The organism is Microbacterium sp. BG28, from assembly GCF_034044005.1.
Lineage (GTDB): Bacteria > Actinomycetota > Actinomycetes > Actinomycetales > Microbacteriaceae > Microbacterium.
Map to the genome: position 1 here is coordinate 170,095 of NZ_JAXCHA010000001.1, position 23,923 is coordinate 194,017.

17 protein-coding genes are annotated in these 23,923 nt (G+C 68.2%); 5 read left to right on the forward strand and 12 right to left on the reverse strand.

Going from position 1 to position 23,923, the window contains the following annotated elements; translation table 11 throughout:
• Window positions 1-23 precede the first annotated feature (23 nt).
• The gene (locus SK224_RS00870; protein WP_320432967.1) at window positions 24-446 is read left to right on the forward strand and encodes a hypothetical protein; all 423 of its coding nucleotides are present in this window, start codon (window positions 24-26) and stop codon (window positions 444-446) included.
• On the opposite strand, the gene SK224_RS00875 is transcribed toward SK224_RS00870, so the two are convergent.
• From SK224_RS00875 to SK224_RS00890, 4 genes are all read right to left on the reverse strand, one after another.
• A complete protein-coding gene (locus tag SK224_RS00875) occupies window positions 401-2,866 on the reverse strand; it encodes an HAD-IC family P-type ATPase (RefSeq protein ID WP_320432968.1) in 2,466 nt (821 codons plus the stop codon). The two genes, SK224_RS00870 and SK224_RS00875, sit on opposite strands and share 46 nt — an antisense overlap.
• Before the next feature lie 87 nt (window positions 2,867-2,953).
• Window positions 2,954-3,928, reverse strand: a complete 975-nt coding sequence (locus SK224_RS00880; protein ID WP_320432969.1) for a carbohydrate ABC transporter permease — start codon at window positions 3,926-3,928, stop codon at window positions 2,954-2,956.
• Window positions 3,925-5,259 (reverse strand): sugar ABC transporter permease, encoded by a 1,335-nt coding sequence (locus SK224_RS00885; protein WP_320432970.1) that lies wholly within the window; start codon window positions 5,257-5,259, stop codon window positions 3,925-3,927. Before SK224_RS00885 ends, SK224_RS00880 begins: the two co-directional genes overlap by 4 nt.
• Before the next feature lie 99 nt (window positions 5,260-5,358).
• A complete protein-coding gene (locus SK224_RS00890) occupies window positions 5,359-6,690 on the reverse strand; it encodes an ABC transporter substrate-binding protein (RefSeq protein WP_320432971.1) in 1,332 nt (443 codons plus the stop codon).
• Between the two features lie 281 nt (window positions 6,691-6,971).
• Here SK224_RS00890 and SK224_RS00895 point away from each other — a divergent pair, with 281 nt between their 5' ends.
• On the forward strand, window positions 6,972-8,003 hold the full coding sequence (locus SK224_RS00895) for a LacI family DNA-binding transcriptional regulator (protein WP_320432972.1): 1,032 nt from the start codon (window positions 6,972-6,974) through the stop codon (window positions 8,001-8,003).
• 51 nt (window positions 8,004-8,054) lie between these two features.
• On the opposite strand, the gene SK224_RS00900 is transcribed toward SK224_RS00895, so the two are convergent.
• From SK224_RS00900 to rplJ, 3 genes are all read right to left on the reverse strand, one after another.
• On the reverse strand, window positions 8,055-12,902 hold the full coding sequence (locus tag SK224_RS00900) for an ExeM/NucH family extracellular endonuclease (protein WP_320432973.1): 4,848 nt from the start codon (window positions 12,900-12,902) through the stop codon (window positions 8,055-8,057).
• A gap of 184 nt (window positions 12,903-13,086) precedes the next feature.
• Window positions 13,087-13,470 (reverse strand): 50S ribosomal protein L7/L12, encoded by a 384-nt coding sequence (gene rplL / locus SK224_RS00905; protein WP_036290173.1) that lies wholly within the window; start codon window positions 13,468-13,470, stop codon window positions 13,087-13,089.
• A gap of 51 nt (window positions 13,471-13,521) precedes the next feature.
• Window positions 13,522-14,010: a 50S ribosomal protein L10 gene (gene rplJ, locus SK224_RS00910; protein WP_137417805.1), complete on the reverse strand. Its 489-nt coding sequence runs from the start codon at window positions 14,008-14,010 to the stop codon at window positions 13,522-13,524.
• A 313-nt stretch (window positions 14,011-14,323) separates the two neighbouring features.
• On the opposite strand from rplJ, the gene SK224_RS00915 reads away from it, so the two are divergent.
• From SK224_RS00915 to SK224_RS00925, 3 genes are all read left to right on the forward strand, one after another.
• Window positions 14,324-14,977 carry a YqaJ viral recombinase family protein gene (locus tag SK224_RS00915; RefSeq protein ID WP_320432974.1) on the forward strand — a complete coding sequence of 218 codons (654 nt, stop codon included), beginning with the start codon at window positions 14,324-14,326 and terminating at the stop codon, window positions 14,975-14,977.
• A 358-nt stretch (window positions 14,978-15,335) separates the two neighbouring features.
• Complete coding sequence (locus SK224_RS00920; protein ID WP_320432975.1) at window positions 15,336-17,027, forward strand: MDR family MFS transporter; 1,692 nt, start codon at window positions 15,336-15,338, stop codon at window positions 17,025-17,027.
• Between the two features lie 10 nt (window positions 17,028-17,037).
• Entirely contained in the window at window positions 17,038-17,508 is a 471-nt protein-coding gene (locus SK224_RS00925) for a MarR family winged helix-turn-helix transcriptional regulator (RefSeq protein WP_320432976.1), read from the forward strand.
• 60 nt (window positions 17,509-17,568) lie between these two features.
• Here SK224_RS00925 and SK224_RS00930 read toward each other — a convergent pair whose 3' ends face one another.
• From SK224_RS00930 to SK224_RS00950, 5 genes are all read right to left on the reverse strand, one after another.
• Complete coding sequence (locus SK224_RS00930) at window positions 17,569-19,056, reverse strand: glycoside hydrolase family 5 protein (protein WP_320432977.1); 1,488 nt, start codon at window positions 19,054-19,056, stop codon at window positions 17,569-17,571.
• Between the two features lie 72 nt (window positions 19,057-19,128).
• A complete protein-coding gene (locus SK224_RS00935) occupies window positions 19,129-20,763 on the reverse strand; it encodes an FAD-dependent oxidoreductase (RefSeq protein ID WP_320432978.1) in 1,635 nt (544 codons plus the stop codon).
• Complete coding sequence (locus tag SK224_RS00940) at window positions 20,760-21,824, reverse strand: LacI family DNA-binding transcriptional regulator (RefSeq protein WP_320432979.1); 1,065 nt, start codon at window positions 21,822-21,824, stop codon at window positions 20,760-20,762. Before SK224_RS00940 ends, SK224_RS00935 begins: the two co-directional genes overlap by 4 nt.
• On the reverse strand, window positions 21,821-22,882 hold the full coding sequence (locus SK224_RS00945; protein ID WP_320432980.1) for an ABC transporter ATP-binding protein: 1,062 nt from the start codon (window positions 22,880-22,882) through the stop codon (window positions 21,821-21,823). Before SK224_RS00945 ends, SK224_RS00940 begins: the two co-directional genes overlap by 4 nt.
• Window positions 22,879-23,922 (reverse strand): ABC transporter ATP-binding protein, encoded by a 1,044-nt coding sequence (locus tag SK224_RS00950; RefSeq protein ID WP_320432981.1) that lies wholly within the window; start codon window positions 23,920-23,922, stop codon window positions 22,879-22,881. The genes SK224_RS00945 and SK224_RS00950 overlap by 4 nt, the downstream gene beginning before the upstream one ends.
• Window position 23,923: the final 1 nt, after the last annotated feature.

Consider the following 23,923-nt stretch of genomic DNA (forward strand, 5'->3'; position numbering starts at 1 on the left):
CGAGCGGCCGCTATGGTGGTCGCGTGAACCAGCAGCACGTCCGCCGCCCCGTCGCGGTGACCCTCGCGGTCGTGCTGGTCTCCCTCACCGGGGCATACGACGTCGCGCTCGGCATCCTCGTGCTGCTGAGCCGCTACGACGTCGCCGCCGCCGACGTGCTGGCCGTCTCGCTCATCGGCGCGGGGATCATCCTGTTCGGGCTCCTGACACTGGCAGTCGCCTCGGGAATCGCGCGGGGCAGCCGGCTCTCCCGACTGCTCGTCACCGTCTACAGCGTCATCCAGCTCACGCTGCACGTGATCACCATCGTCACCAGCGACGCGTGGGACGGCCTGCTCTTCGTGCAGATCGCCCTGCAGATCGCCCTCCTCGTCGTGCTGTGGACGCCGTTGGGTTCGCGCTACTTCCGCTCGCGGGACACCGCGCCGGACCCCTTCGCCCCCTGAGAGCGGGCGAGCGAGGCGCGCACGAACCGTACGTGGAACACGCGCACGATCTCGATCGCACCGATGGCGCCGATCACGAACAGCGTCAGGGCGTACGCTCCCTCGCGGCCGGGATCGACCAGCTGGAAGAACTCGATCGACAACGGCACCGTGAACAGCGTGATCAGGGCGAGGAACATGACACCGATCACGATCACCTTGAAGCGGTTGAGCGGTCGCGACAGGATCGACAGGATCCAGATGCCGACGACGGCGAGGATGATCGTCGAGCCCGTGCGCAGCTGGTCTTCTCCGACGCCGATCGACCGGGCGACGAGCGCGTATCCGGTGAGTGTGAGCGCCACGATGAGCCCCGACGGAAGGGCGAAGGCCAGTGAGCGCGGCAGAAAGCCGGGGATGTACCGCCGGGCATTCGGCATGAGCGCGAGGAAGAACGCGGGGATGCCGATGGTCAGCCCGTCGGTGATGGACAGCTGGCGCGGCAGGAACGGGAACGACAGGACGAGCGTGCCGAACAGGATGGCCAACGCCGTCGCGTAGGCGGTCTTGGTGAGAAAGAGCATCGAGACGCGCTCGATGTTCGCGATGACCTGACGACCCTCGGCGACGACGTCCGGCAGGTGCGAGAACCTGCCGTCCAGCAGCACGAGGCGTGCGACGGCTTTCGTGGCAGCGGCACCGGAGTTCATCGCGATCCCCATGTCGGCGCTCTTGATGGCGAGCGCGTCGTTGACGCCGTCTCCCGTCATCGCAACGGTGTGGCCGCGGCTCTGCAGGGCGAGCACCATCGCCTTCTTCTGCTCGGGGGTGACCCGCCCGAACACGGTGTGCGTCTCGAGAATCTCGGCCAGCGCCTCCTGCTCGTCGGGGAGCGTGCGCGCGTCGTAACCCTCGGCGACATCGAGCCCCACATCGCGGGCGATGGCGGCGACCGTGCGCGGGTTGTCGCCCGAGATGATGCGCACCCCGACGCCCTGCGCGTGGAAGTACGAGAGGGTCTGCGCCGCATCCGCACGCACGCGCTCCCGGAACGTGACGACCGCGACGGGGCGGAGCGGGGTCGGAAGCCGTTCCTCCGTCACGTCTTGGTCGTCGAGTTCGACCGGCGCCTGCGCCAGCACCAGTGTGCGCAGTCCCCGCGAGGCGAGTCCGGTCACGAGCGCACCGAGGACGGATGCCGCATCGGTCGCCTCCTCGGGGAAGACCATCTCGGGGGCGCCGAGCACCCAGGTGTCGCCGGCCAGCGAAACCGCGCTCCACTTGCGGGCGGACGAGAAGCCGATCCGCGCGGTCGGCGCCGTGTCGGGCGCGTTCGGGTAGGGCTCCCGCAGACACCGCGCCGTCGCGTTGGCATCGGGAGCCGCGCCGTACCAGGCGAGCGCGTCCTCCCAGCCACCCGGGCCATCCGGCAGCGGATGCGCGGCGTCGAAGGTGATCTCCCCCTCGGTGAGGGTGCCGGTCTTGTCGAGGCAGATGACGTCGACCCTCGCGAGGCCCTCGACGGCCGGCAACTCGTTGACGAGCACCTGCTTGCCGGCGAGCTTGGCCGCCCCGACCGCGAAGGCGATGGAGGTCATGAGCACGAGACCCAACGGGATCATCGCCGTGAGCGAGGCGATGGTGTTGACGACCGCCTGCTCCCAGCGCCCCTCGGAGAAGATCACCGACCAGCCGCCCGCGACCATGACCTGCGCATTGAGCACGAGCAGCCCGATCGGGCCGATCCCCCAGCTCACCCACCTCAGCACGCGGTCGATGCCGGTGCGCAGCTCGCTGCGCACCATCGAGAAGCGCTTGGCCTCGGACTGGAAGCGATTCGCGTAGGAGTCCGCACCGACCTTGTCGACCCGCGCGTCGCCCTCCCCGCCCACGACGATCGATCCCGAGAGCACCTCATCACCGGGACGCTTGTCGACCGCATCCGATTCGCCGGTCAGCATCGACTCGTCGACCTGCAACGCGACGGAGCGCTCAAGCACGGCGTCCGCAGCGATCTGATCGCCCGCTCGCAGCACGAGCATGTCGCCGAGCACGACCTCCGCCGGCGCGATCTCCACCTCCCGACCCTCGCGTCGCACGCGGGCGCGCGGCGCGTTCAGCAGGGCGAGACGGTCGAGGGCGACCTTGGCGCGGAACTCCTGCACCGTGCCGATGATCGCGTTGGCGAAGGCGGCCAGTCCGAACAGGGCGTCCTGCCACCGGCCCACCAGCAGCAGCACGAGGAAGCAGGCGCCGACGATGCCGTTGAAGAGGGTGAACACGTTGGCGCGCACGATGTTCCAGACGCTGCGCGACGTGTCGGCATCGACCGTGTTACCGAGCCCCGCGGCGAGACGTCGGGCGGCCTCCTGCGCGTCGAGGCCGGTGTCCGGATCGGCGATCGACAGTGCCTGCTCGGATGGGCCCGCCCCCTGGTGCATGCGCTCACCCTATCCGCCTGCCGCGTGAACGCATCAGGGGGCCGCACCCTCTCGGATGCGGCCCCCTGATCTGCGTCGCGCGAGGCGTCAGCCCTTCGTCGCGCCGGCCAGCAGGCCGCGCACGAAGAACCGCTGCAGGGCGAAGAACACGATCAACGGAACGATGATCGAGATGAACGTACCCGCCGACTGGAGGTACCAGCGGTCGCCCCACGATCCGGACAGCGAGTTCAACGTCTGCGTCAGCGGCAGCGATGAGCTCGGCGCGAAGATCGTGGCCACCAGCAGGTCGTTCCACACCCACAGGAACTGGAAGATCGCGAACGACGCGATCGCCGGCATCGCCAGGGGCAGGATCATCCGGAAGAAGATCTGCCCGTGACCGGCCCCGTCGACGCGTGCCGCCTCGATCACCTCGCTCGGGATCTCCGAGATGAAGTTGTGCAGGAGGAAGATGGCCAGCGGCATGGCGAAGATCGCGTGAGCGATCCACACCGTCGCGAAGCTGTGCTCCACTCCGCGCAGCTCGAAGCCGGGGAAGACAGCGACACCGTTGATCTCGAGGCCGCGCGAGAACAGGCTGAGCAGCGGCACGAGGGCCATCTGGATCGGCACGATCTGCAGCGCGAAGACGAAGATGAACAGGCCGTTCTTGCCCTTGAAGTCGATCCAGGCGAACGCGTACGCCGCCAGCGATGCCAGCGCGATCGGGATGGCGGTGGCGGGGATGGCGATGGCGAGCGAGTTGAGGAAGGACTCTCCCAGCGTCAACGCGGTACCACCGGAGGTGAGCGCGTCGAAGTAGTTGTTGAGCGTGAACGCGGGGTCGACGAAGACCGTCCACCATCCGCTCGTCTGGGAGTCGGCACCAGGGCGGAACGAGGTGACGAAGAGGCTGAAGGTCGGGATGGTCCAGAAGATCGCGATGATGATCGCGATCAGCGTGGCCGTCTTCGACGTCATCCGCTTCTGCGCCGTCTTCTCGTTGCGGCGTGTGTCACGCGCGACCTTGCGCGCAGCCTTGGCGTCGAACGCCGGCGTGGTCGGGGCGGCGGCGCTCATCGGATCTCCTTCTGCTTGCGCATCTGACGCGCGTTGTAGATGATCAGCGGGAGCACGAACAGGAAGAGCACGACGGCGAGCGCCGAGGAGTGCCCGTAGCTCTGGAACCGCTGCTGCTGGTTGACCATCTCGAAGCCCAGCACCGACGTGTTCGACCGACCGCCGGTCATGACGGCGACGATGTCGTAGACCTTCAGCGAGGCGATCGTGATCGTCGTGAGGACGACGATCAGCGAGGAGCGGATGCCGGGAACGGTCACGTTCCTGAACCGCTGCCAGGCCGACGCGCCGTCGAGCTGCGCGGCCTCAAGCTGCTCCGTCGGGATGGCCTTGATGGCGGCCGAGAGGATGACCATCGCGAAGCCGGTCTGCGTCCACACGAACACGGCCAGCAGCGCGAAGGTGTTGACGAGCGGCTGCGCGTCCAGCCAGCCGACGGGCTGCCCGCCGAACATGGTCACGATCGCGTTGAGCAGACCGATCTGCTCGCCCTGGCGGTAGTCGTAGACGAACTTCCAGATGATGCCGGCGCCGACGAACGAGATCGCGACCGGCATGAACACGAGCACCTTCAGGATCTTCTCCCCGCGCGCGCGGTCGATGAACGCGGCGTACGCGAGGCCGATGATGGTCGACAGCGTCGGGGCGAACAACGCCCAGATGACCGTGTTGATGACCGACCAGAAGCCCTCGGGGTTCGTGAAGGTCCAGATGTAGTTCTCGAGGCCGACGAAGTTGTCACCCGTCTTGTCGAAGAACGACTGGAAGAACGTCGAGATCGCCGGGTAGATGAGTCCCAGCAGGAGCAGCAGCATCGCCGGGGCGAGGAACACGACGAGCTGGAACACGTATCCCGCGCCTTCGCGGGATCGATAGTCGGCGAAGAAGAGCAGGGCGCCAACGCCCAGTGCGATGGCCAGCACGTAGACGAGCGCGTTCTGGTAGGGACGCAGCAGCATGAAGGCGAGCAGCGGAATCGCGAAGCACGCGACGACGCGCAGCCACATGTACCCGCGTCCGCGACGGGGCGCGAACTCGATGAGCAGCAGGACGAGCCCGACCACGGCGCCGAACACGATCAGCACGATCGGGATCTGCACGATGGGGTTCAGACCGCCGAGCCAGATGAAGAAGCTGTTGAGGGAGAAGCCGAGCGAGGTCGGCGGTGCGTCGTCGACCTTCGGGCTCAGCCACAGAAGAAGGGCCGCCACAACGGCGAGAGCCGCGGCGGCGATGGCGATGATCGTGGCGATCTTGCGCGCACGGGGCGATTTCGGAGGCTGGAGCTCGTCATGGAAGACGAGCGGCTCCGTCGTTTTCGTCTGGGACATCTGGGTCCTTGTCCTCCGGGCGGCCGCCCGCGGGCGGGGCCGCGGGGCCGCCCGGCACAAGAACCGGACGACCCCGCGGTCGCGAGCGAGCCGACGGGATTAGTTGTCGTATCCCGCCTGGATGTCGCTGAGCACCTGGTCGACCGGACGACCGTCGATCCAGTTGACCATGCCCTTCCAGAACGAGCCCTGACCCACCGTGGCCGGCATCAGGTCGGAGGCGTCGAAGCGCACGACCGTGGACGGGTCCTGCAGCGTCTTCATGGCATCCGTCAGGAACTCGCTGGAGGCGAGCGACGGGTCGGCGCCCTTGTTGGCGGAGATGACGCCGCCGAGCTTGACGCGCGCGTCGGCGAACTCGGGAGTCGACATGTACTCCACGACCTTCTGCACGGCCTCGTCGTCGCTGAACGCGGTCACGAACTCGCCACCGGCCTCGACGTACTGCTCGCCGTCGGCGGTGATGCCGGGCAGCAGGAACGCGTAGACGTCACCGTCGGGCGCAACGGTCGGCGTGGCACCGGAGGCGGTCTTGGCCTCGAGGAAGTTCGCCGACAGGAACGATGCCTGGTGCGTCAGAGCGCAACGCCCGTCGGCGACCGCGGCCGCGACGTCACCGAAAGCGGTGGAGTTGATGCTCTTGACATCGCCGTAGCCCGCGTTCACGTAGTCGGGGTTCAGCAGGATCTTGCCGACGGCGTCGAACGCGTCCTTGATCTGCGGGTCGGTGAACTTGACCTCGTTGGCGACCCACTGGTCATACACGTCGGCACCGGACTGGCGCAGCACGAGGTCCTCGATCCAGTCCGTCCCCGGCCAACCGGATGCGGCGTCGGATGCGAAGCCTGCGCACCACGGGGCGGCACCGGTCTTGTCGCGGATGGTCTGGGTGAGCGTCAGCAGGTCGTCCCACGTCTTGGGAGCCTCGACACCCCACTCCTTGAAGCTGGCGGGCGAGTACCAGACGTAGCCCTTGACGTTGCCGAGCATCGGCGCCGCGTAGAAGGTGCCGTCGAGGCTGCCGTAGTTCTTCCAGTCCGCGGACCAGTACTCGTCGACGTTCTTGGAGACCGCGTCGGAGCCCTTCTTGACCTCACCGGTCTCGATGAGGGACTTGAGCAGACCCGGCTGCGGGACGATCGCGATGTCGGGGGCCGAGCCACCCGTCACCTTCGTCACGATGTTGCCCTCGAAGCTCTTGTCGCCCGTGTAGACGACCTTGATGCCGGTGTCGGCGGTGAACTGCTCGAAGGACTTGTTGAGCGCATCCGCCTCTCCACCGGTGATACCGCCGGCGATCTGGACCGTCGCGCCCTCGACCGAGCCGCCACCCTGGGACGAACTGGTCTCGGCACAGCCTGCGAGCGCAAGGCCGGCGACTCCCAACAGAGCCATCGGGACGAGCACCCGACGTCGCTGTGACCTGGTCATGTGATTCCTCCTCTTTGAGCACGCAGGAGCATCTTGCCCCGCGTATCGGCTTCACTCAGGAACCGATTCCACGCCACCGTAATCCAATCCCGCATCCGACACAACAGCGAACGATCACAACTCGATAACCTGCTATGGGAGCGCTCCCGAATTGATCCGAGGGGGTCATGGGAGCGCTCCCGCGTCTCTGGCACTATGTGGAACCGGTTCCCTATCGCCGCGAATTTGCCCTACCATGTGGAACGTCCCCACATCACCCGTCGAGGAAGAGGGTGGCTCTCATGAGCGGAATTGCCGACGTCGCGCGTCAGGCCGGTGTTTCCAAGTCCACGGCGTCACGCGCGCTCAGCGGTTCCGGCTACGTCTCTCAGGAAACGAGAGACCGGGTCACTCGTGCGGCCGAGATGCTGGGCTACGTCCCGTCGACCAACGCGCAGAGCCTGTCGACCGGGCGCACCCAGAACATCGGCGTGGTCATGCCCTACGTCAACAGGTGGTTCTTCGCTGAGGTGCTGGAGGGCATCCAGGCCGCACTTCTGGAGCGCGGCCTGGATCTGACCCTCTACGACGCCAAGCCCGGCAGCGACACCCGCGAGCGGATCTTCGAGAGCTTCCTCACGCGCAAACGGTTCGACGGACTGATCGCCGTCGGGCTCGAGCCCGAGGAGAACGAGCTGGACAGCATGCTCGCACTCGGCAAGCCCGTCGTGAGCGTCGTCGGCAACCACGAGCGCACCAGTGTCGTGACCCTCGACGATGCGCTGACCGCTCGGCGCGCCACCGAGCATCTGATCGAGCTCGGGCACCGCCGCATCGCCTTCCTGGGGGCGGGCTCGCGCACCCGCTGGCCGCACGTGGAGTCGTCGCGACTCGACGGCTACATGCAGTCCATGGCGGATGCGGGTTTGGCGGAGGAAGCCACCCACACCGAGTCGGAGCTCACACTGCCCGCCGGCTACGACGCCGCCGTCGAGCTGCTCAGCGACGCGCGCACGCGTCCCACCGCGATCGTCGCCGCCTGCGACGAGGTCGCCATCGGCGCCATCATCGCAGCCAGACGTCTCGGCCTGCACGTTCCGGCGGCGCTGAGCGTCATCGGCATCGACGACCACGAGTTCGCCGAGATGTTCGCGCTGACCACGTTTCGCCAGGTGCCGCGGGAGCAGGGTGCCGCGGCGGTCGAATTGCTCATGCGACAGATCCAGGACCCGACACTCGCTCCCGTCATCCAGCGCCTCAAGCCGCGACTGATCGTGCGCAGCTCCACCGGCCCGCTGCGCTCGGATCGCGCCACGGCCGACGCCACGGTGTGAACGAGGGCGCCGGCGCCGAAGCGCCGACGCCCTCGCGTCATCCGTCGTCGATCAGCTGCGTCGACGCACCGGCACGGCCCGCCCGACGATACCGAGCGCGATCAGCAGCGATGCGGCGAGCAATGCAGCCGCGATCCACTGCGTCTGGGCGCCGGTGGCGGCCAACGCTCCCGACCTGGGCGCGATGGAGACCGCCTGCCAGCCGATGACCTGACCGTTCTCGTCGAGCACCACGAGCCGGTGATCGCCCGTGAGTTCGGCGGGCAGGGTGACCGTGACGTTGCCCGCCGCATCCACCTGGTGCCATCCACCGAGCTGGCGCGGCGTCGAGTACAGCCAGACCGTCACCCAGTCGCCCGCGTACTGCGTACCGACGTGGATCGTGATCGTGGCTCCGGCGCGCAGCTCACCCGTGATGACCTTGATGAGATCCTGCAGCGCGGGCACGAGCTGGCTCGGGTCCACAGGCTGCGGCGTCGTGGTCGGCGGGGTGTCAGAGGTCACCTTCAGCGGCAGGCGCAGCTCCGTCCCCGTCTGCGGCGCCTGGAGGACGATCGTGCTGCCTGCCGGAGCGTCGGCGGGCACCGTGAAGGCGACCGTTGCCGCTCCGTTCTCTACGGCGACCGGATCGATGACGGCCGTGCTGCCCTCGATGCTCACCAGCAGCGAGGTCGTCTCCGGGCTGCCGAGCGAGGTGAGGTTCAGACCGCCCACCTGGAACGAGACCTGCGCACCGCGGGCGACGGATGCGGGAAGCCCCGTCACCTCGGCGCTGCGCGTTGCGTAGCTCGGCGAGACCGGGCTGTTCGCGGTCAGGTACGAGATCCAGGCGTCCCGGTCGATGAGACCCGAATCGCGCGTGTCGGTGCCCTCCTTGAAAGTGCGGAAGTTGTCGCCGCCGGTCAGCAGGAAGTTGAACGAGCCGATCCGGTACGAGCCCTTCGGATCGATCGGCTTCCCGTCGATCCAGACGCCCGTGATGTGGGATCCCTGCGGCGCATCCGCGTCGTAGGTGTAGGTCACGTTCTTCGACAGACCGAGAGCCAGGTAGGGACGAGACGGGATGGACCCGTCCGCGTTCGTCTGCCATTGCTCCTCGAGCACCTGCGTGAACTGGGCCCCCGTGAGGGTCGTCGTCCAGAGGTTGTTCACGAAGGGCAGCACCGCGTTCGCCTCGGCGAACGTGATCACGCCATCGTCGCCGCGCAGGAGCTCGGCACGAAGACCACCGGGGTTCACCACGCCGATCTCGGCGCCGCCGCGAAGCGGGTCGGACAGCGTCGCCACGAGCGAGTCGGCGACGAGGTTGCCGAGCGTCGACTGCGCCGCGCGGTTGTCGCGCGTGCCACCGGCGTAGACGCCACCCGTGTAGGCACCGCCCGTGAACGCGCTGGTGATGTCGGCGTTCACCGAACCGATCGGCTTGTCGCCGACGACCTTCGCGCGGGCGAGAGCTCCGTCCACGATCTTCTTGACCTCCGCCACCCGCGGGTAGGTGGCAACCAGCTGCGCGTCATCGGTCTTCGTCCGCTCGACGTTCTCCGCCTCGTACGAGACGACGTCGCCGCTGTCCGCGTCGACGTTGAGCACGACGTGTCCGATGTTCTCGCCGTAGCTTCCGGTCTGGACGACGGGACGGGTCTTTCCGGGCTCACCGGGAATCGGCGCGTTCCACGCGTACTTCATGTGCGTGTGACCCGTGAAGATCGCGTCGACGGATGCCGAGGTCTTCTGCACGATGTCCGTGAATGCCTTCCCCTCTTCGAGCTTCTCCGGCAGAGTCGCGACATCGACCTGACTGAAAGCCGCGCCCTCGTGGTACTCGGCCACGATCACGTCGACGTCGCCTTCTGCCTCGAGCTTCGCTGCGACGCGGTTGACCGCATCCACCGGGTCTCCGAACTCGATGTCCGTGATGCCTGCCGGCGTGACCAGCGTCGGCGTCTCCTCGGTGACGGCGCCGATGACCGCGACCGTGAGCCCGTCGACCTCGAAGGTGGCGTACTCGGGAAGCGCCGGCGTCATCGTGCCCTTCTTGTAGACGTTCGCGCCCAGGTACGTGAAGTCGGCGGCGGGCTGCACACGGTTCTTCAGATCCGCGAAGCCCTTGTCGAACTCGTGGTTGCCGACCGTCGATGCCTTCAGCTCGAGGGCGTTCAGCACATCGATCGTGGGCTGGTCGTCCTCGAAGGAGGAGGCGAACAGCGAGGCGCCGATGTTGTCACCGCTGGAGAGGAACAGCGTGTTGTCGTCGCCGTACTCGGCGCGCAGCTGCTCGACGGTGCCGGCGAACTTCACCGTGTTGGCGTCGATCCGACCGTGGAAGTCGTTGATGTTCAGCAGGTTGATCGGCACCGTCGGGTTCCACGCGACGCCCACCACGACGGGGTCGTGATCGCTGGAGCGATAGGGCGACACCTTGTAGAAGTTCGTCGCGTTGTAGTTGTACCGGCTGTACTCGAGCGCGATCGACTCCCCCGCGTTGATGTTCCACACATCTACGCCGGTGACCATCTTGGCCGCGGCGGGCGAGGCCAGCACGTGGTCGAGCGAGCCGCTGGCGCCCTCGAACGAGTACGTGTGCTTGCCCGTGCGCGAACCGAGGTCGGTGTACCCGGCCTCGTAGAGGACCTGCATCGGGTCTTCCTGCGTGTACGAGTTGAAGTCACCGAGCAGGAACACCCGGTCGGTTCCCGCGGCGGTCTTCTGCTCGGCGGCGAAGTCCACGAGCGCCTTGGCCTGGCGGACGCGGTCGCCGTTGAAGGCGCCCTGCTCGCCGTCGGCGTTGTCACCCGTCTGCTTCGGGTCGCTGTCGCCCTTCGACTTGAAGTGGTTCACGATCGCCAGGAACGCCGCATCCGTCTCGCCCTTCGGCGCGAAGGCCTGCGCGAGCGGACGGCGCGCGTTGACGAAGGCGTCGTCCAGATCGATGACCGACGGCCCGACCGGAGAGACGGCGGCCGCCTTGTAGATGAACGCGGTGCGGATGACGTCCTCACCCGAAGGCACCTGGGTCGGCGAGGGGACGAAGGCCCACTCGTCAGCGCCGAGATCCGCGTTCAGCGCGTCGACCAGGGTCGAGAGGGCCGCATCGCGGTTCTCGCCGAAGGCCGCCGAGTTCTCGATCTCTTCGAGCGAGATGACCTCGGTGCCGAGCGCGTTGATCGCGTCGACGATCTTGTCCTGCTGACGCTTCAGGCTGACCTCGGTCGCGGCGCCGCGCGGGCCGTTGTTCGGGCAGCGATTGGCCGTGATCGGGTCGCCGTCGCGGTCGGTGTAGACCGAGGTGCAGCCCACGTCCGCGGCCGTCGTCGTGAAGTAGTTCAGCACGTTGAAGCTGGCGATCGAGATGTCGCCGCCGACCGCGTCAGGGCCGGATGCGGCGCGCGCCGAGCCGATCGTCACGGGCAGCGGACCGCCTGCCTTGACCTGAGTGGTCGGCTGCAACTTCCAGGCGCCGTTGCGGTAGTCCAGGATCACCGGCTGCGTGAACGAGACCGCTCCACCGACGGTGACGTCGACGTCGGTCAGGTACGGCAGCGGAACGGCCTTGTTGGTGGTTCCACCCAGGAAGTTGATCGACGCGCCGTCGTCCAGCACGACACCGCGCGCGGCGTTGTCGGCCTCGACGGCTGCGGCCTCCGGCGTGCCCGGACGCGCGACGTCCGTCGGCGTGATCAGCGGCTTCTCGCCCGAGGCGAGCCCGATCTCCGCGAACTGGTTCGTCGTGTAGGTGTTGCTCACCGTGAACTGACCCTGCGGGGCGACGAGCATGCTCTCGAACTTCTCGCGGTCCGCCGGCGCGATGGGCCAGGCCAGCGGAACCGGGGTGACGGCCGCGACCTGCTCGTCGATCGTCGTGACGGATCCCGCCGAGACGTTGATCTGCGTGAGACCGCCGAACTCGCCGGCGACACCGGTCACCTCGACGTAGGCGCCCATCGGGGCCTTCGCGGCGATGGCCGCTCCGGCCTCTCCGCTTCCGCCGTAGACGAAAACGGCGTCGGATGCGGTGTGCGAGGCGTCGACCGCGCCGCCCGTGCCGGGCGTCTGGATCGTGAAGCCGTTGAAGCCGCCGGTCGCGTATGCGCCCGTGACGACGCCGCGGGTGGTGACGGCCTGGCCCGACAGCGGCGTCGCGTCACCCGTGCCCTGGATGTCGGCGATCGCCGTGACCGCGGGAGTGCCGGGGTCCGGGTCCGTGCCGGGATCGGGGTCGGTTCCCGGGTCGGGATCGGTGCCGGACGTCGCGGATGCCTGCGGAGTGATCTGCGCCGGGTGGCTGAAGTCGGCCACGTTGTCGTCGGAGTCGACGAAGTTCGTGCGCGCGAGCGAGTTGGGAACGCTGTTCGCACCGGCGACGGGGACCACATTCGTCTCGAAGGTCTTCGAGGCGCCGTAGCCCAGAAGATCGACGACGTGCGGCTGGCCCACGACGGAGCCCGTCGGAAGGGTCAGCGCCTCAGTGACATCGGCGAGGTAGATCGTGCCCGTCGTGCCGGAGGCGTTGAAGCCCTTGTCGAACGACAGGTCGGGGGTGACGGGGAGCGCGGCGCCCACGGCGCCGTTGCCGTTCCACGCGATCAGGTAGTAGTCGTCCGGCTCGATGACGCCGCTCAGCGGCTCGGTGACCGACGGCCCGCCGGTTCCATCGGCGGAACGGTACTGGAGCGACCAGCCGTCCAGGCTCTGCGCGGTCTCGCCGGCGTTGTACAGCTCGACGAACTTCTTGTTGAACGGAGCGTTGGCGCTTCCGCCCTTGAGGTACACCTCGTTGATGATGACGTCAGCGGGCTCGGCGGCGACGGCGACGGCGGGCACGAACATGCCTGCGACGACCGCGGTTCCGATCCCGAAGGCGAGCGCCGCGAGAGGACGCCTCGGCTGGGAGGGGGACATGGATCTCCTGAGGTTTTGCTGGGGGGACATTCAGGAGACTACGAAGAGAGGACCCCTCCGCGGCTTACGAGAAGATGACGGTTCGATGAGATTGCTCTCATCCGCGGGTGCTATGCGCGCGGACGCACGAAGGCCCCGGATGCGGCGAACGCATCCGGGGCCTTCGTGAAGAAGGTGTGGAACCTTACTTGAGGGTGACCGTCGCGCCGGCCTCTTCGAGAGCGGCCTTCGCCTTCTCGGCGGTCTCCTTGTTCGCGCCTTCAAGCACGGCCTTGGGGGCACCGTCGACGACGGCCTTGGCCTCGCCGAGGCCGAGCGAGGTGAGCTCGCGGACCGTCTTGATGACCTGGATCTTCTTGTCGCCAGCGGCCTCGAGGATGACGTCGAAGGAGTCCTTCTCCTCGACCTCTTCCGCGCCACCAGCAGCACCCGCAGCGCCGGCAACGGCGACGGGGGCGGCAGCGGTGACGTCGAACTTCTCCTCGAACGCCTTCACGAACTCGCTGAGCTCGACGAGGGTCAGGCCGGCAAACTGCTCGAGCAGCTCCTCAGTGGTGAGCTTCGCCATGATGTATCTCCTAGATAGGTGGGGGTGTGTGGGAAAGAGCTCGCCGGACGCTTACGCGGCCTCGGCGGTCTCCAGCTTTTCGCGAAGCGCGTCGATGGTGGCCGCAGCCTTGCCCATCGTCGCCTTCATCATGCCCGCGGCCTTCGCCAGCAGAACCTCACGGCTCTCCAGGGAGGCGTACTTGTTGACCTCGTCGGCACTCAGGGCGTTGCCCTCGAAGATGCCGCCCTTGATCACGAGAAGCGGGTTGGCCTTGGCGAAGTCACGCAGAGCCTTGGCGGTGGCGACGAAGTCACCGTGCACGAACGCCACGGCCGAGGGACCCTTGAGGTCCTCGTCCAGCGCCGTGATCCCCGCGTTGTTGGCGGCGATCTTGGTCAGCGTGTTCTTCACCACGGCGTAGCTCGCGTCCTGACGGATGCTGTTGCGCAGCTGCTTGAGCTGGGCAACCGTCAGACCGCGGTACTCGGTCAGCAGAACGGCAGTCGAGTCCTCGAAGTTCTTCGTGAGCTCGGCGACCGATGCATCCTTCTGCGCCATGGTCACTCCTTGATGTGAACGTGACACCCCGCGGTGGCGGAGCGTCGGCCTCGACCACCCGCACATGACAAAAGCTCCGGCGCAAGCGCACGGAGCTCGATTCCCGAAGGAGGAAGTTCAGTGTCACCTGCGCGGGCCCCTGCGTTGCAGAGCTTCGATCGCGGCACGTTTGCACGCACGGCGATGACCAGCGGTCTTTGGCTTATCACCAGAGTACGCCACGTCGCCCGTTGCCCCAAATCGCAGGCAGGCCGGCGCACCCGCGGCGCATGTCGCTCTCGGAGAGGTCGGCGACCGGGCGTACCCTCGAGAGGTGACACCCGAACTCGCCGCTCGCATCGTCGCGGACTCCCGCGATCGGGTGGCGTGGATCCGGGCGCGCTCACGCGGCATCACGGCGACGGATGTGGCGTCACTCACAAGTGAGCGGGCGATCGCGAAGGCCGCCGACCAGAAGCTGGGCGGCTCGAGATTCTCCGGCAACGCCTACACCGACCACGGCCGGCGGCGCGAGCCCGAGATCGCCGCCTGGGTCGCGGCGACCCACGGCATCCAGCCCTCGTCCGCACTGTTCCACGCGGTCGTGGAGAAACGGCACCTCGCGACCCCCGACGGCATCGCGGTCGACGCCGAGGGGCGGGTGACGCTGGCGGAGATCAAGACGACCAACAAGTCGTGGCGATCGATCCCCCGCGGTTACCTCCGCCAGGTGTGGTGGCAGCAGCACGTGCTCGGAGCCGACCGCACCCTCGTCGCCTGGGAGCAGCACGACGGCTTCGTTCCGGTCGACGACGAGCCGCGGTGCGCATGGGTCGAGCGCGACGAGGTCGAGATCGGCAAGCTCGTGCGCCTTGCGACCGCCCTGATCGACGAGCTGCACCTGCGCACCACACGCGGTCGCGCGCCCGCCCCGGTCCCGGAGGCTCCGCAGCGTCGCGAGTATCGCGCGCTCGTCTTCAGCGACTGACCCCGGCCGCCGGAACTCCCGCGCGCCCTCGCCCCCACCCCTCGCCGCCCCCCCGCTCCTCGCCGCCCCCCGCCCTCGTATCCGGGTTCGAGGGACGCGAAACGTTGCCGCGACCGCCGATTCGAGGCAATTCGGGTCCCTTGGACGCACAGCATCCGGGTTCGAGGGACGCGAAACGTCGCCCCGGAGGCCCACGCACCGCATCTCGGGTCCCTCGAACAGTTGGGGAATCCGTCGAGACGGATGGGAATAGTTGACGCGTCTCAACGATTGACCATATAGTTGACCCAACTCAATCGTTGACATACATCAACTTACTGCGCCGACGACGCCGCACCCGCCACCGAAGGATGCCGCTGTGACCACCTCCATCTCCCGACCGACGGACGCGTCGAGCAAGACCTCGCGTCGTCACGTCCTCGAAGCCCTGTCCGGCCTGCTGCTGGGCATGTTCGTGTCGATGCTCGCCTCGACCGTCGTCTCGACCTCGCTCCCCGTGATCATCCACGACCTCTCCGGGGACCAGAGCTCCTTCACCTGGGTCGTCACCGCGACCCTGCTGACCACCGCGATCACGACTCCCATCTGGGGCAAGCTCGCGGACCTCACCAACCGCAAGGTGCTGTACCAGCTGGCCATCGCGATCTTCGTGCTGGCCACCGCAGCCGCCGGGTTCTCGCAGAGCCCCGAGATGCTGATCGCGTTCCGCGCTGTGCAGGGCATCGGCGCCGGCGGCCTGGCGGCGCTCAGCCAGGTCATCATGTCGGACATCATCAGCCCGCGTGAGCGCGGGCGCTACATGGGCCTGTTCGGCGCCGTGATGGCGGTCGCGACCGTCGGCGGCCCCCTGCTCGGCGGCGTGATCACGGATGCCTGGGGCTGGCGCTGGAACTTCTTCGTCGCGCTCCCCTTCGCCGTCGCGGCTCTGCTCATCGTGCAGCGCACCCTCCACCTGCCCCAGCGCACACCGCGCAAGGTGTCGATCGACTACACGGGCATCGTTCTGCTGGCGACCGCCGTCTCGCTTCTGCTCATCTGGATCACCCTCGCCGGTAAGGACTTCGAGTGGTGGAGCCCGAACACGCTGTTCATGGTCGGCGGCGCGATCCTCGCAACGGTGCTGTTCATCGTCGTCGAACTGCGGGTGCGCGAACCCCTCATCCCGCTGACGCTCTTCCGCAACCGCACCTTCACCCTGGCCGTGATCGCATCGATCGCCACCGGTATCGCGATGTTCGGTGCGTCCGTGTACCTGAGCCAGTACATGCAGTCGGCTCGTGGGGCCACGCCGACCGAAGCCGGCGTCATGACCATCCCGATGATCGCGGGACTGCTCGTCGCATCGATGGGCGTTGGAGCACTCATCACCCGGTTCGGTCACTGGAAGCCCTACCTCATCGCGGGCGGGGTGCTTCTGACGGCGGGCTCCGCGCTGCTGTCGACGATCCACTACGACACGCCTTTCGCCCTCGTGTCGGTGTACATGTTCCTGTTGGGCGCCGGTGTCGGCATGACCATGCAGAACCTCGTGCTCGTCGTGCAGAACACCTCGCACCCCAGCGAGATCGGCGCCTCGAGCTCTGGAGTCACCTTCTTCCGCAGCCTCGGCGGCACGATCGGCGTCTCTGTGATGGGCGCCGCTCTGGCGACCCGCGTGACGGACCTGCTCACCGATCGCGCGGACGAGGTCCGCACGGTGCTGGCCGGGCTCGGCAAGGAGGGCGCAGCGTGGGCCACGCAGCTGAACTCGGGCACCCTGCCGCAGGTTGCGGCGATGCCCGAGCCGCTGCGGGTCATCTTCGAGGATGTGTACGCGAACGGCATCTCGCACGCGTTCCTCATCGCGGTGCCCGTCGCCGTCCTGAGCGTGCTGGCGATCGTCTTCCTCCCGAACACGCCCCTGACGCGGATGACGACGGCGGAGCGGGCGCACGCCTCCGAGGCGGATCTGGCGACGGTCTCGGTTCCCGAGGCCATGGCCACGCTGACCGCGACCGGCGCCATCACGACGCCGTCGGGCACGCCGGATGCGGACGACGAGCGCAAGTAGAGTGATGACGATGTCCGAGAAGTCGAGCGACGAGGAGCGCACCGAAGCCGTGCGTGCACTCGAGGCCCAGTTCAGCGACCTCATCGGACAGTTCCGTCGCGTCATCAGCGAGAACGCGCATCGCGTCAGCCCGGGACTCCTCCCCGGGGCGTACAAGGTCTTCACGACCATCGCCCGTCACGAGACCGTGACGCAGGCGACGCTGGCGGATCACCTGCTGCTGGACAAGGGGCAGCTGAGCCGGACGGTACGGGAGCTCGAGGCCCTCGGTCTCATCACACGTTCCCCGGATCCTGCCGATGGTCGCTCGAGCCTGCTCTCGCCCACCGCGTACGGGCTCGAGCGGCTCGCCGCCGCGCGCGCTCCGCAGGAGGGGGTGCTCGTGCGCGCACTGGAGAGCTGGGATGTCTCCGACATCGACAACCTTCGCCGCCTCCTCCAAGCGCTGATGGCCGGCATCAACCCCGACACGGTCTCCTGACGATCAGCAGGAGACCCCGCACCGGGATCCGGTGCGGGGGCTCCTGCTTCGTGGGCGAGGTCAGCCGGCGTGCACGGCGATCTCGTGCACGCGGGCGATCTTCGCTTCCGTCGTCGATGCGGACGGGTTGGTCACCACGAGCCTCAGCTGGTCGACGCCGGCGACGCCGACGGCGATCTCCCGCGCGCCCTGCGTGTTACCGGTGACCGTGGCCGCCGTCTGCCATCCGGCGCTCGTGTGGACCTCGACCGTGAAATCCACCAGCACCGTGCCGACGCTGCTGCCGTATCCGCTGTACAGCCCCACCGAAGCCACATCGAGCGGCTGGGCGAAGGTGAGTGTGGCCGTGGGGGTCGTGTCCCCCACCGCGGAGAGCCAGCGCCCCACGTCCGAGCAGTCGCCGTCGACCAGCTTCGTACCCGGTGTAGACGCGCTGTACTGCGAGGACACCTGCACACTCGCGCTGATCGCATCGTGATCCGCGCACGGGGACGTGTTGGGTGCGCCCGCCAGCCAGTCCTTCACGAACTGCCCCTGATGCTCGCCCGCGAGGATGTTCCAGTCGTAGTCGAACATCTGAGGCTTCCAGAAGTTGTCGAGGATCCAGGCCTGCCATCCGATCCAGGGACGCGCGTCCATGTACGAGCGGAACGGCACGCCCCAGTTCGTCGTGGTGCCCGCAGTGATCGAGTCCGAGAACTCACCCGGCGGGTTCCAGCCGAACTCGCTGACCACGACGGGCAACGTCTGGGCAGCGGTGCCGAACTTCTGGTCCAGCAGCGCTGTCGTCGGCGCCCCCTGGTTCGGGTAGAGGTGGTAGACGTAGGCGATGTTCCCACCGACGATGGGGTCGGTCAGCGCACCGTTGAGCATCGTGCTCCACTGCGGCGAGCCCATGAGCAAGAGGGTGTTCGGTGCGACATCGCGGATGCCGTCCACGACCGGCTGGATGTAGTCCTTCCAGGTCGTCCAGCTCGCCGGAGAGATCGGCTCGTTGAACACCTCGAACACCACGTTGGGATTCGAGCCGTAGAGGGGCGCGATGTAGTCCCAGAACCTCTCGACCGTCGAACGCGGCACGGCGCCGGCCGCATCCCCGTAGTTGCGCACGAGGTGCAGGTCGATGATGAGGTAGACACCGCGCTCCACCGCCTGAGCCACATAGGGGGCGATGTACTGGGCGTCGTAAGCGGCGAGATCCGTCGTCGCGCCGATCTCGGTGACCGGGAGTCGGACGACCCGTGAGTTCCAGTCCACCGCCACATCGATGAGCTCGGATGTGGGGCGCGCGTTGCAGTACTCGCACAGGTCGTTCTGCTCCGGCGCGAGAACGGAGACGCCGCGGAGGGCGACATCCTCGCCGTTCGCGTCGACGATGCGGTTTCCTTCGACCTGCAGTGCGGGCAGCGTCGCCGCCGCATCCGCCGCTGCGGCTTCGGACTCCGTGACCGCGTGCGCGGCGAGCGGTACGGACAGCACCGCGGCGGCGAGCGCCGCGGCGAATCCGAACGCCCAGCGCCGAGGGGCGCGTGAGGAGGATCGGTGCATGGTGTGTTCCCTTTCCTGTTCGTCGCGGGCCTCGTTGCCTACGACGCTTCCGGCCGGAGCCGGGAAGACCCTTCAGCCGGTGGGCACCGCCGCATCCCGCGACGCGGACTCCGGCTTCCAGTGATGCGTGCGCACCTCCTCGGGCCAACGCAGGCTGATCCCGAGCGTCCGGGTGAGCAGGCTCTGGTACTCCTCGAGCAGCCGCGGCTCGGCGCGGACGGCACGGGGCGGTCTGGCTCGCTGCAGGCTGAACGCGGCGAGCGCACCCACGGCCTCACCGATCGCCCACTCCACCGGGTGCAGTCGGTAGCACCCGTTCGTGATGTGGGTGGTTCCGATGTTCTTGCCCGCCGGAAGAAGATTGTCGACGCGCACCGGCAGGAGAGCGCCGAGGGGGATCTGGAACGGATACGACTCGATGTCGACATAGGTGCGACCGGCAGTGCTGGGATGCAGGTCGATCCGGTAGTGGCCGAGGCCGACACTGTCGGCGAAGAGCTCGCTGCCGACGCCCGCCCCGCGCGCCTCGACGCCGACATGCTGCTCCAACACGCGGAACTCGGTGAGCGCCCGCCGCGCTTCACGGATGTACGGCGCCTTCGCGTACCCGTCGGCCGTGCCGGTCACGTCGCCGCGCAGGCGCAGCCCCGGGTACCCCTCACCGCCGTCCTCGCGGGGAGCTTCCGTCTGCATCCAGTACAGGAATGACGCCGAGAGATCCCGGCTGGCGGCGAGCGCGCGCTCGCGCTGTTGCTCCCCTACGCCCAGCAGCGGAGCCTCCCAGTAGTCGATCTGCGGCCAGTTGACGAGTGAGACATCGGAGTCGATGGTGCCGTCGCGGAAGTTCTCCGCCGCCACCACCCGACGAAAGCGCCAGAGGTCGAACGGCACGTCGGGAGTCGGTCGCAGCTGAAAGATCGGCCGGGTGCGCACGCGCAAGCCGATGGGCTCGACGTCGACCCACGACAGCTGCGGTCCCGGCCAGAACGGATCCACGTGTGTGCGCCAGTGGTCGTATCGCGCGGGTTTGTCGCCCGTGTGGTCCTCCCCCGGTCGGTGCTCGAGCGCGAAACACCATGAGACAGCCTGCTGGTCCATCGGGTCCGCGGTCTCGGGCGCGTGCAGCTCGCCCGTATCGTCACGGCCCTCGGCGCCGATCACGTGCTCTACGCCGCCGAGTTCCAGCAGGTCACCCAATTCCGTGGCGTCGACGACGATCGGCGCCCGCAGCTCCTTCTCCGCCCCGTCGGCAGCGCGCACGGTGACCGAGCGGATGCGGTCGGCCACAAGCTCCACGGCGACGGGTCGATGCTCGAACAGCACGCGTAGCCGACCCGAAGCCAGCCACGGCGCGACCATCTCATCGATCACCGCAGCGGCGACCCGCGGCTCGTGGCAGAGGCGACTGACGATCCCCAGCCCAGGATCCAGCAGCGGGTCCGCCGCGACCTTCGGGGTCAGCGGGTAATTGCGGCGGTAGTACGCGCGCACCCGCTGCCGGAATTCGGCGTAGCCGGGCGACGCGTGCGGCCCCTCGATCCAGGCGTTCTCGTCCGGCGGCACGGCCTGGGCCGTGAGCTGCCCGCCGAGCCAGTCCGTCTCCTCGGTGAGCAGCACCCGAAGCCCCAATCGCAGCGCCGTCAGGGCCGCAGCGACACCACCGCATCCGCCGCCGACGATGAGCAGATCCGCGCCCGCGTCGCTCATGCGCCACGCTCCGTGCGCGCCTCGGCGACCGTGCCGCCCGCGACGAGGTCGCACCGCACCAACACACTCTCCCGGGGCGCCGTAGGGTCCTCGACCATGGCGATGAGCCGGTCGACGGCGATGCGGCCGATCTCCTTCCGCGGGATGCGCAGATCGCTCCAGCCTGCGCCGGTCGCCGCGGTGTCCTCCAGGACGGCGACCGACACGTCCCGCGGAACGGAGACCCCCCGCTCGGCGAGTCGCGCTCGCAGTGTTTCGGCGATCCGCTCCGATTCCACGACGACAGCGGTCGCGCGGCCGGTTGCGAGCGCATCGACGACGACGTCGGGAAGCCCCGCGACCTCGTCGGTGTAGCCCGGCGAGTCGTCGCGGAGCTTCAAGTGCTCCACGGCCTCCCGGTAGCCGGCGCGGCGGTCGTCGTAGGGCTCACCGCCGATGGAGTCCCTTACGTACGCGATGCTGCGGTGCCCGAGCGCATGCAGCCGCTCGACGATCTCGGCGGCGGCGCTCCAGTAGTCGGGCACGATGCAGGGGAACGGCGCGCCCGGAACGTCACGGCGGCCGATGTGGACGAAGGGATATCCGTCCTGCCAGAGCCTGGCGAGTTCCGCGCGGTCGGGGGTCATGCCGAGCAGGATGCTGCCGTCGGCGATGGTGAGTCGGTTGGTCTCGGCGCGATAGATGCGGCGGGTGCCCGAGCCGTCGCCCGTAGAGCTGAAGAGGACGAGGTCGTGTCCGCTCTCCTCCGCCCGCTCCTCGATGCCGAGCAGGAACTCGAAGTAGAAGGACTCGCGCGCGTGCGGGAACAACGGCTCGAACGTGTGGACGCCGAGCAGCTGGGTGCGCTTGCCGCGGAGGTTCCGCGCCACCGGGTTGGGCACGTATCCCAACTGCGCGATCGCCTCCTGCACCCGACGCCGCGTCTCCTCAGGGATTCGGGACGACGACGCGTCGCCGCTGATGACCCGGGATACGGCGGACTGCGAGACCCCCGCGAGGCGCGCGACATCGGCCTGGCGCGCGACGCGCCCACGAGGGGGGAGCGAGGAGTGATCGGTCATGCGGATGCCTCCGTCGGCGTCTCGAGGGTGGGGGCGGTCATCGAGGTGTCATCGATCAGGTCGGCGCGGCCGACCTGATGCAGCCAGCAGTCGGCCCAGTGCCCGTCCGGCTGCACCGTGCGCGGCGGCGCCTCGGTGCGGCAGCGCTCCATCGCGAACGGGCACCGCGGATGGAACCGGCACCCCTCGGGCGGCTCGATCAGGCTGGGGGGCTCGCCGAGGTCGTCGGCCGTCCCGAACAGCTCGTCGCGGTCGAGGACCGTGGCGCGGTGCGGATCGGGAGAGGACTCGACGAGCAGCTTCGTGTACGGGTGCTGGGGACGGGAGATGACCTCGTCCTTGGGCCCCGCCTCGACCATCTGCCCGGCGTACATGACGACGATGTCGTCGCACAGGTAGCGGGCGCTCGCGATGTCGTGCGTGATGTACAGCATCGCGAGACCGTCTTCGCGGCACAGGCGGTTCAGCAGGTTGAGCATCTCGAGCCGGATCGACACGTCGAGCATCGAGATCGGTTCGTCGCCGAGCAGCACGCGCGGTCTCACGGCGAGTGCCCGCGCGATCACCACGCGCTGGCGCTGCCCGCCGGAGAGCTCATGCGGGAACTTGTCCAGGAAATCGCGGGCGGGGCTGAGACTGACCCGTTCGAGCAGGGCGATCATCTGCTGCTCGCGCTCGGCACGCGTGGTCGCGCTCTGGTGCAGCCGGAGCGCCCGGTCGAGGTTGTGCCGCACTCGGTGAAGCGGGTTGAGCGAGCCGAAAGGGTCCTGGAAGATCAGCTGCACGGCCTTGCGGTAGGCCTTGTCCACGTTTCGTCCGGTCGCCACCGGCCGCCCGTCGAGCAGGATCTCGCCCGAGGTCGGCTCATAGAAGCGGGCCAGCATCCGAGCGAGCGTGGTCTTGCCGCTGCCGCTCTCGCCCACCACCGCGGTGACGCGCCCCGGGACGAGGCGGATACTCGCCCCCTCGACGGCGCGCACGATCGCGGAGCGGCCCACGGCGCCGGTCACCGTGAAGTGCTTGGAGACATCGATGGCCTCCAGAACCGCCTCGCTCATGCGGGGACCTCCTCATCGTGCAGGTGACAGGCGACCTCGCGGTCGCCACGCGTGCGCGGCAGCGGCAGTTCGCGCGCACACCGATCGAACGCGCGCGGACACCGCGGGGCGAACGAGCACCCGGCAGGCAGCGCCCGCAGATCCGGCGGCGTTCCGGGGATCCCCTCGAGCCGCGTGGCCGTCGCGTGCAGTGGCGGGAACGAGTCGCGCAGCCCCTTCGTGTAGGGGTGCAACGGCGAACGGTAGATCTCGGATGCGGCGGCCAGCTCCACCACCCTGCCCGCATACATCACGGCGATGCGATCCGCGAGCTCCAGCAGCAGCGAAAGGTCGTGGGTGACGAACACGACCGCGAAGCCGAACTCCCGGCGCAGACGCAGCACCTGCGCCAGGATCTGCCGCTGCATCACGACATCCACCGCCGTCGTGGGCTCGTCCATGACGATCAGCTCGGGACGGCACGCGAGCGCCAGGGCGATGGTGGCCCGCTGCCGCATCCCGCCGGAGAGCTCGTGCGGATAGCTGCGCACGCGGTCGGCGGAGATGCCGACGAGCGACAGCAGGTGGCGCGCCTGATCCCAGGCCGCCGCCTTCGAGAGGGAACGGTCGTGGGTGCGCAGCACATCCACGAACTGCGCACCCAGCCTCATGACGGGATTCAACGCATCCATCGCGCTCTGCAGCACGATCGACAGACGCGTCCAGCGCAGCTCCCGCAGTCTCTTGGGCGTGAGGGTCACGAGATCGATGACCTCACCGCCCTCACGCGGGTGGTACATGATGCGCCCGGCGGTCGTGACGGCCGGCGGACGCTGGAGGCGCGTGAGGGCCGTGATCAACGTCGACTTGCCCGATCCGGACTCCCCCACGACCCCGAGGATCTCGCCGCGGTGCAGGGAGAACGTCACGTCGGCGCAAGCGCGGGTGGGAGCGCCGAGGGAGGCGTACTCCACGCTGAGCTGGTCGACCTCCAGCAGGACCTCGTCATCGCGCTCGGACACGGACGCGGCCTCCGCACGGCTCTCGGCGGTGATGGTCATC

What these genes read in the sequence shown, in the direction of transcription:
- SK224_RS00880 (WP_320432969.1), bottom strand. Translation starts at nt 3,928, where the DNA reads ATGAGCGCCGCCGCCCCGACCACGCCGGCGTTCGACGCCAAGGCTGCG.
- SK224_RS00945 (WP_320432980.1), bottom strand. Translation starts at nt 22,882, where the DNA reads ATGAGCGAGGCGGTTCTGGAGGCCATCGATGTCTCCAAGCACTTCACG.
- SK224_RS00940 (WP_320432979.1), bottom strand. Translation starts at nt 21,824, where the DNA reads ATGACCGATCACTCCTCGCTCCCCCCTCGTGGGCGCGTCGCGCGCCAG.
- rplL (WP_036290173.1), bottom strand. Translation starts at nt 13,470, where the DNA reads ATGGCGAAGCTCACCACTGAGGAGCTGCTCGAGCAGTTTGCCGGCCTG.
- SK224_RS00935 (WP_320432978.1), bottom strand. Translation starts at nt 20,763, where the DNA reads ATGAGCGACGCGGGCGCGGATCTGCTCATCGTCGGCGGCGGATGCGGT.
- SK224_RS00885 (WP_320432970.1), bottom strand. Translation starts at nt 5,259, where the DNA reads ATGTCCCAGACGAAAACGACGGAGCCGCTCGTCTTCCATGACGAGCTC.
- SK224_RS00930 (WP_320432977.1), bottom strand. Translation starts at nt 19,056, where the DNA reads ATGCACCGATCCTCCTCACGCGCCCCTCGGCGCTGGGCGTTCGGATTC.
- SK224_RS00890 (WP_320432971.1), bottom strand. Translation starts at nt 6,690, where the DNA reads ATGACCAGGTCACAGCGACGTCGGGTGCTCGTCCCGATGGCTCTGTTG.
- rplJ (WP_137417805.1), bottom strand. Translation starts at nt 14,010, where the DNA reads ATGGCGCAGAAGGATGCATCGGTCGCCGAGCTCACGAAGAACTTCGAG.
- SK224_RS00925 (WP_320432976.1), top strand. Translation starts at nt 17,038, where the DNA reads ATGTCCGAGAAGTCGAGCGACGAGGAGCGCACCGAAGCCGTGCGTGCA.
- SK224_RS00900 (WP_320432973.1), bottom strand. Translation starts at nt 12,902, where the DNA reads ATGTCCCCCTCCCAGCCGAGGCGTCCTCTCGCGGCGCTCGCCTTCGGG.
- SK224_RS00875 (WP_320432968.1), bottom strand. Translation starts at nt 2,866, where the DNA reads ATGCACCAGGGGGCGGGCCCATCCGAGCAGGCACTGTCGATCGCCGAT.
- SK224_RS00950 (WP_320432981.1), bottom strand. Translation starts at nt 23,922, where the DNA reads ATGACCATCACCGCCGAGAGCCGTGCGGAGGCCGCGTCCGTGTCCGAG.
- SK224_RS00895 (WP_320432972.1), top strand. Translation starts at nt 6,972, where the DNA reads ATGAGCGGAATTGCCGACGTCGCGCGTCAGGCCGGTGTTTCCAAGTCC.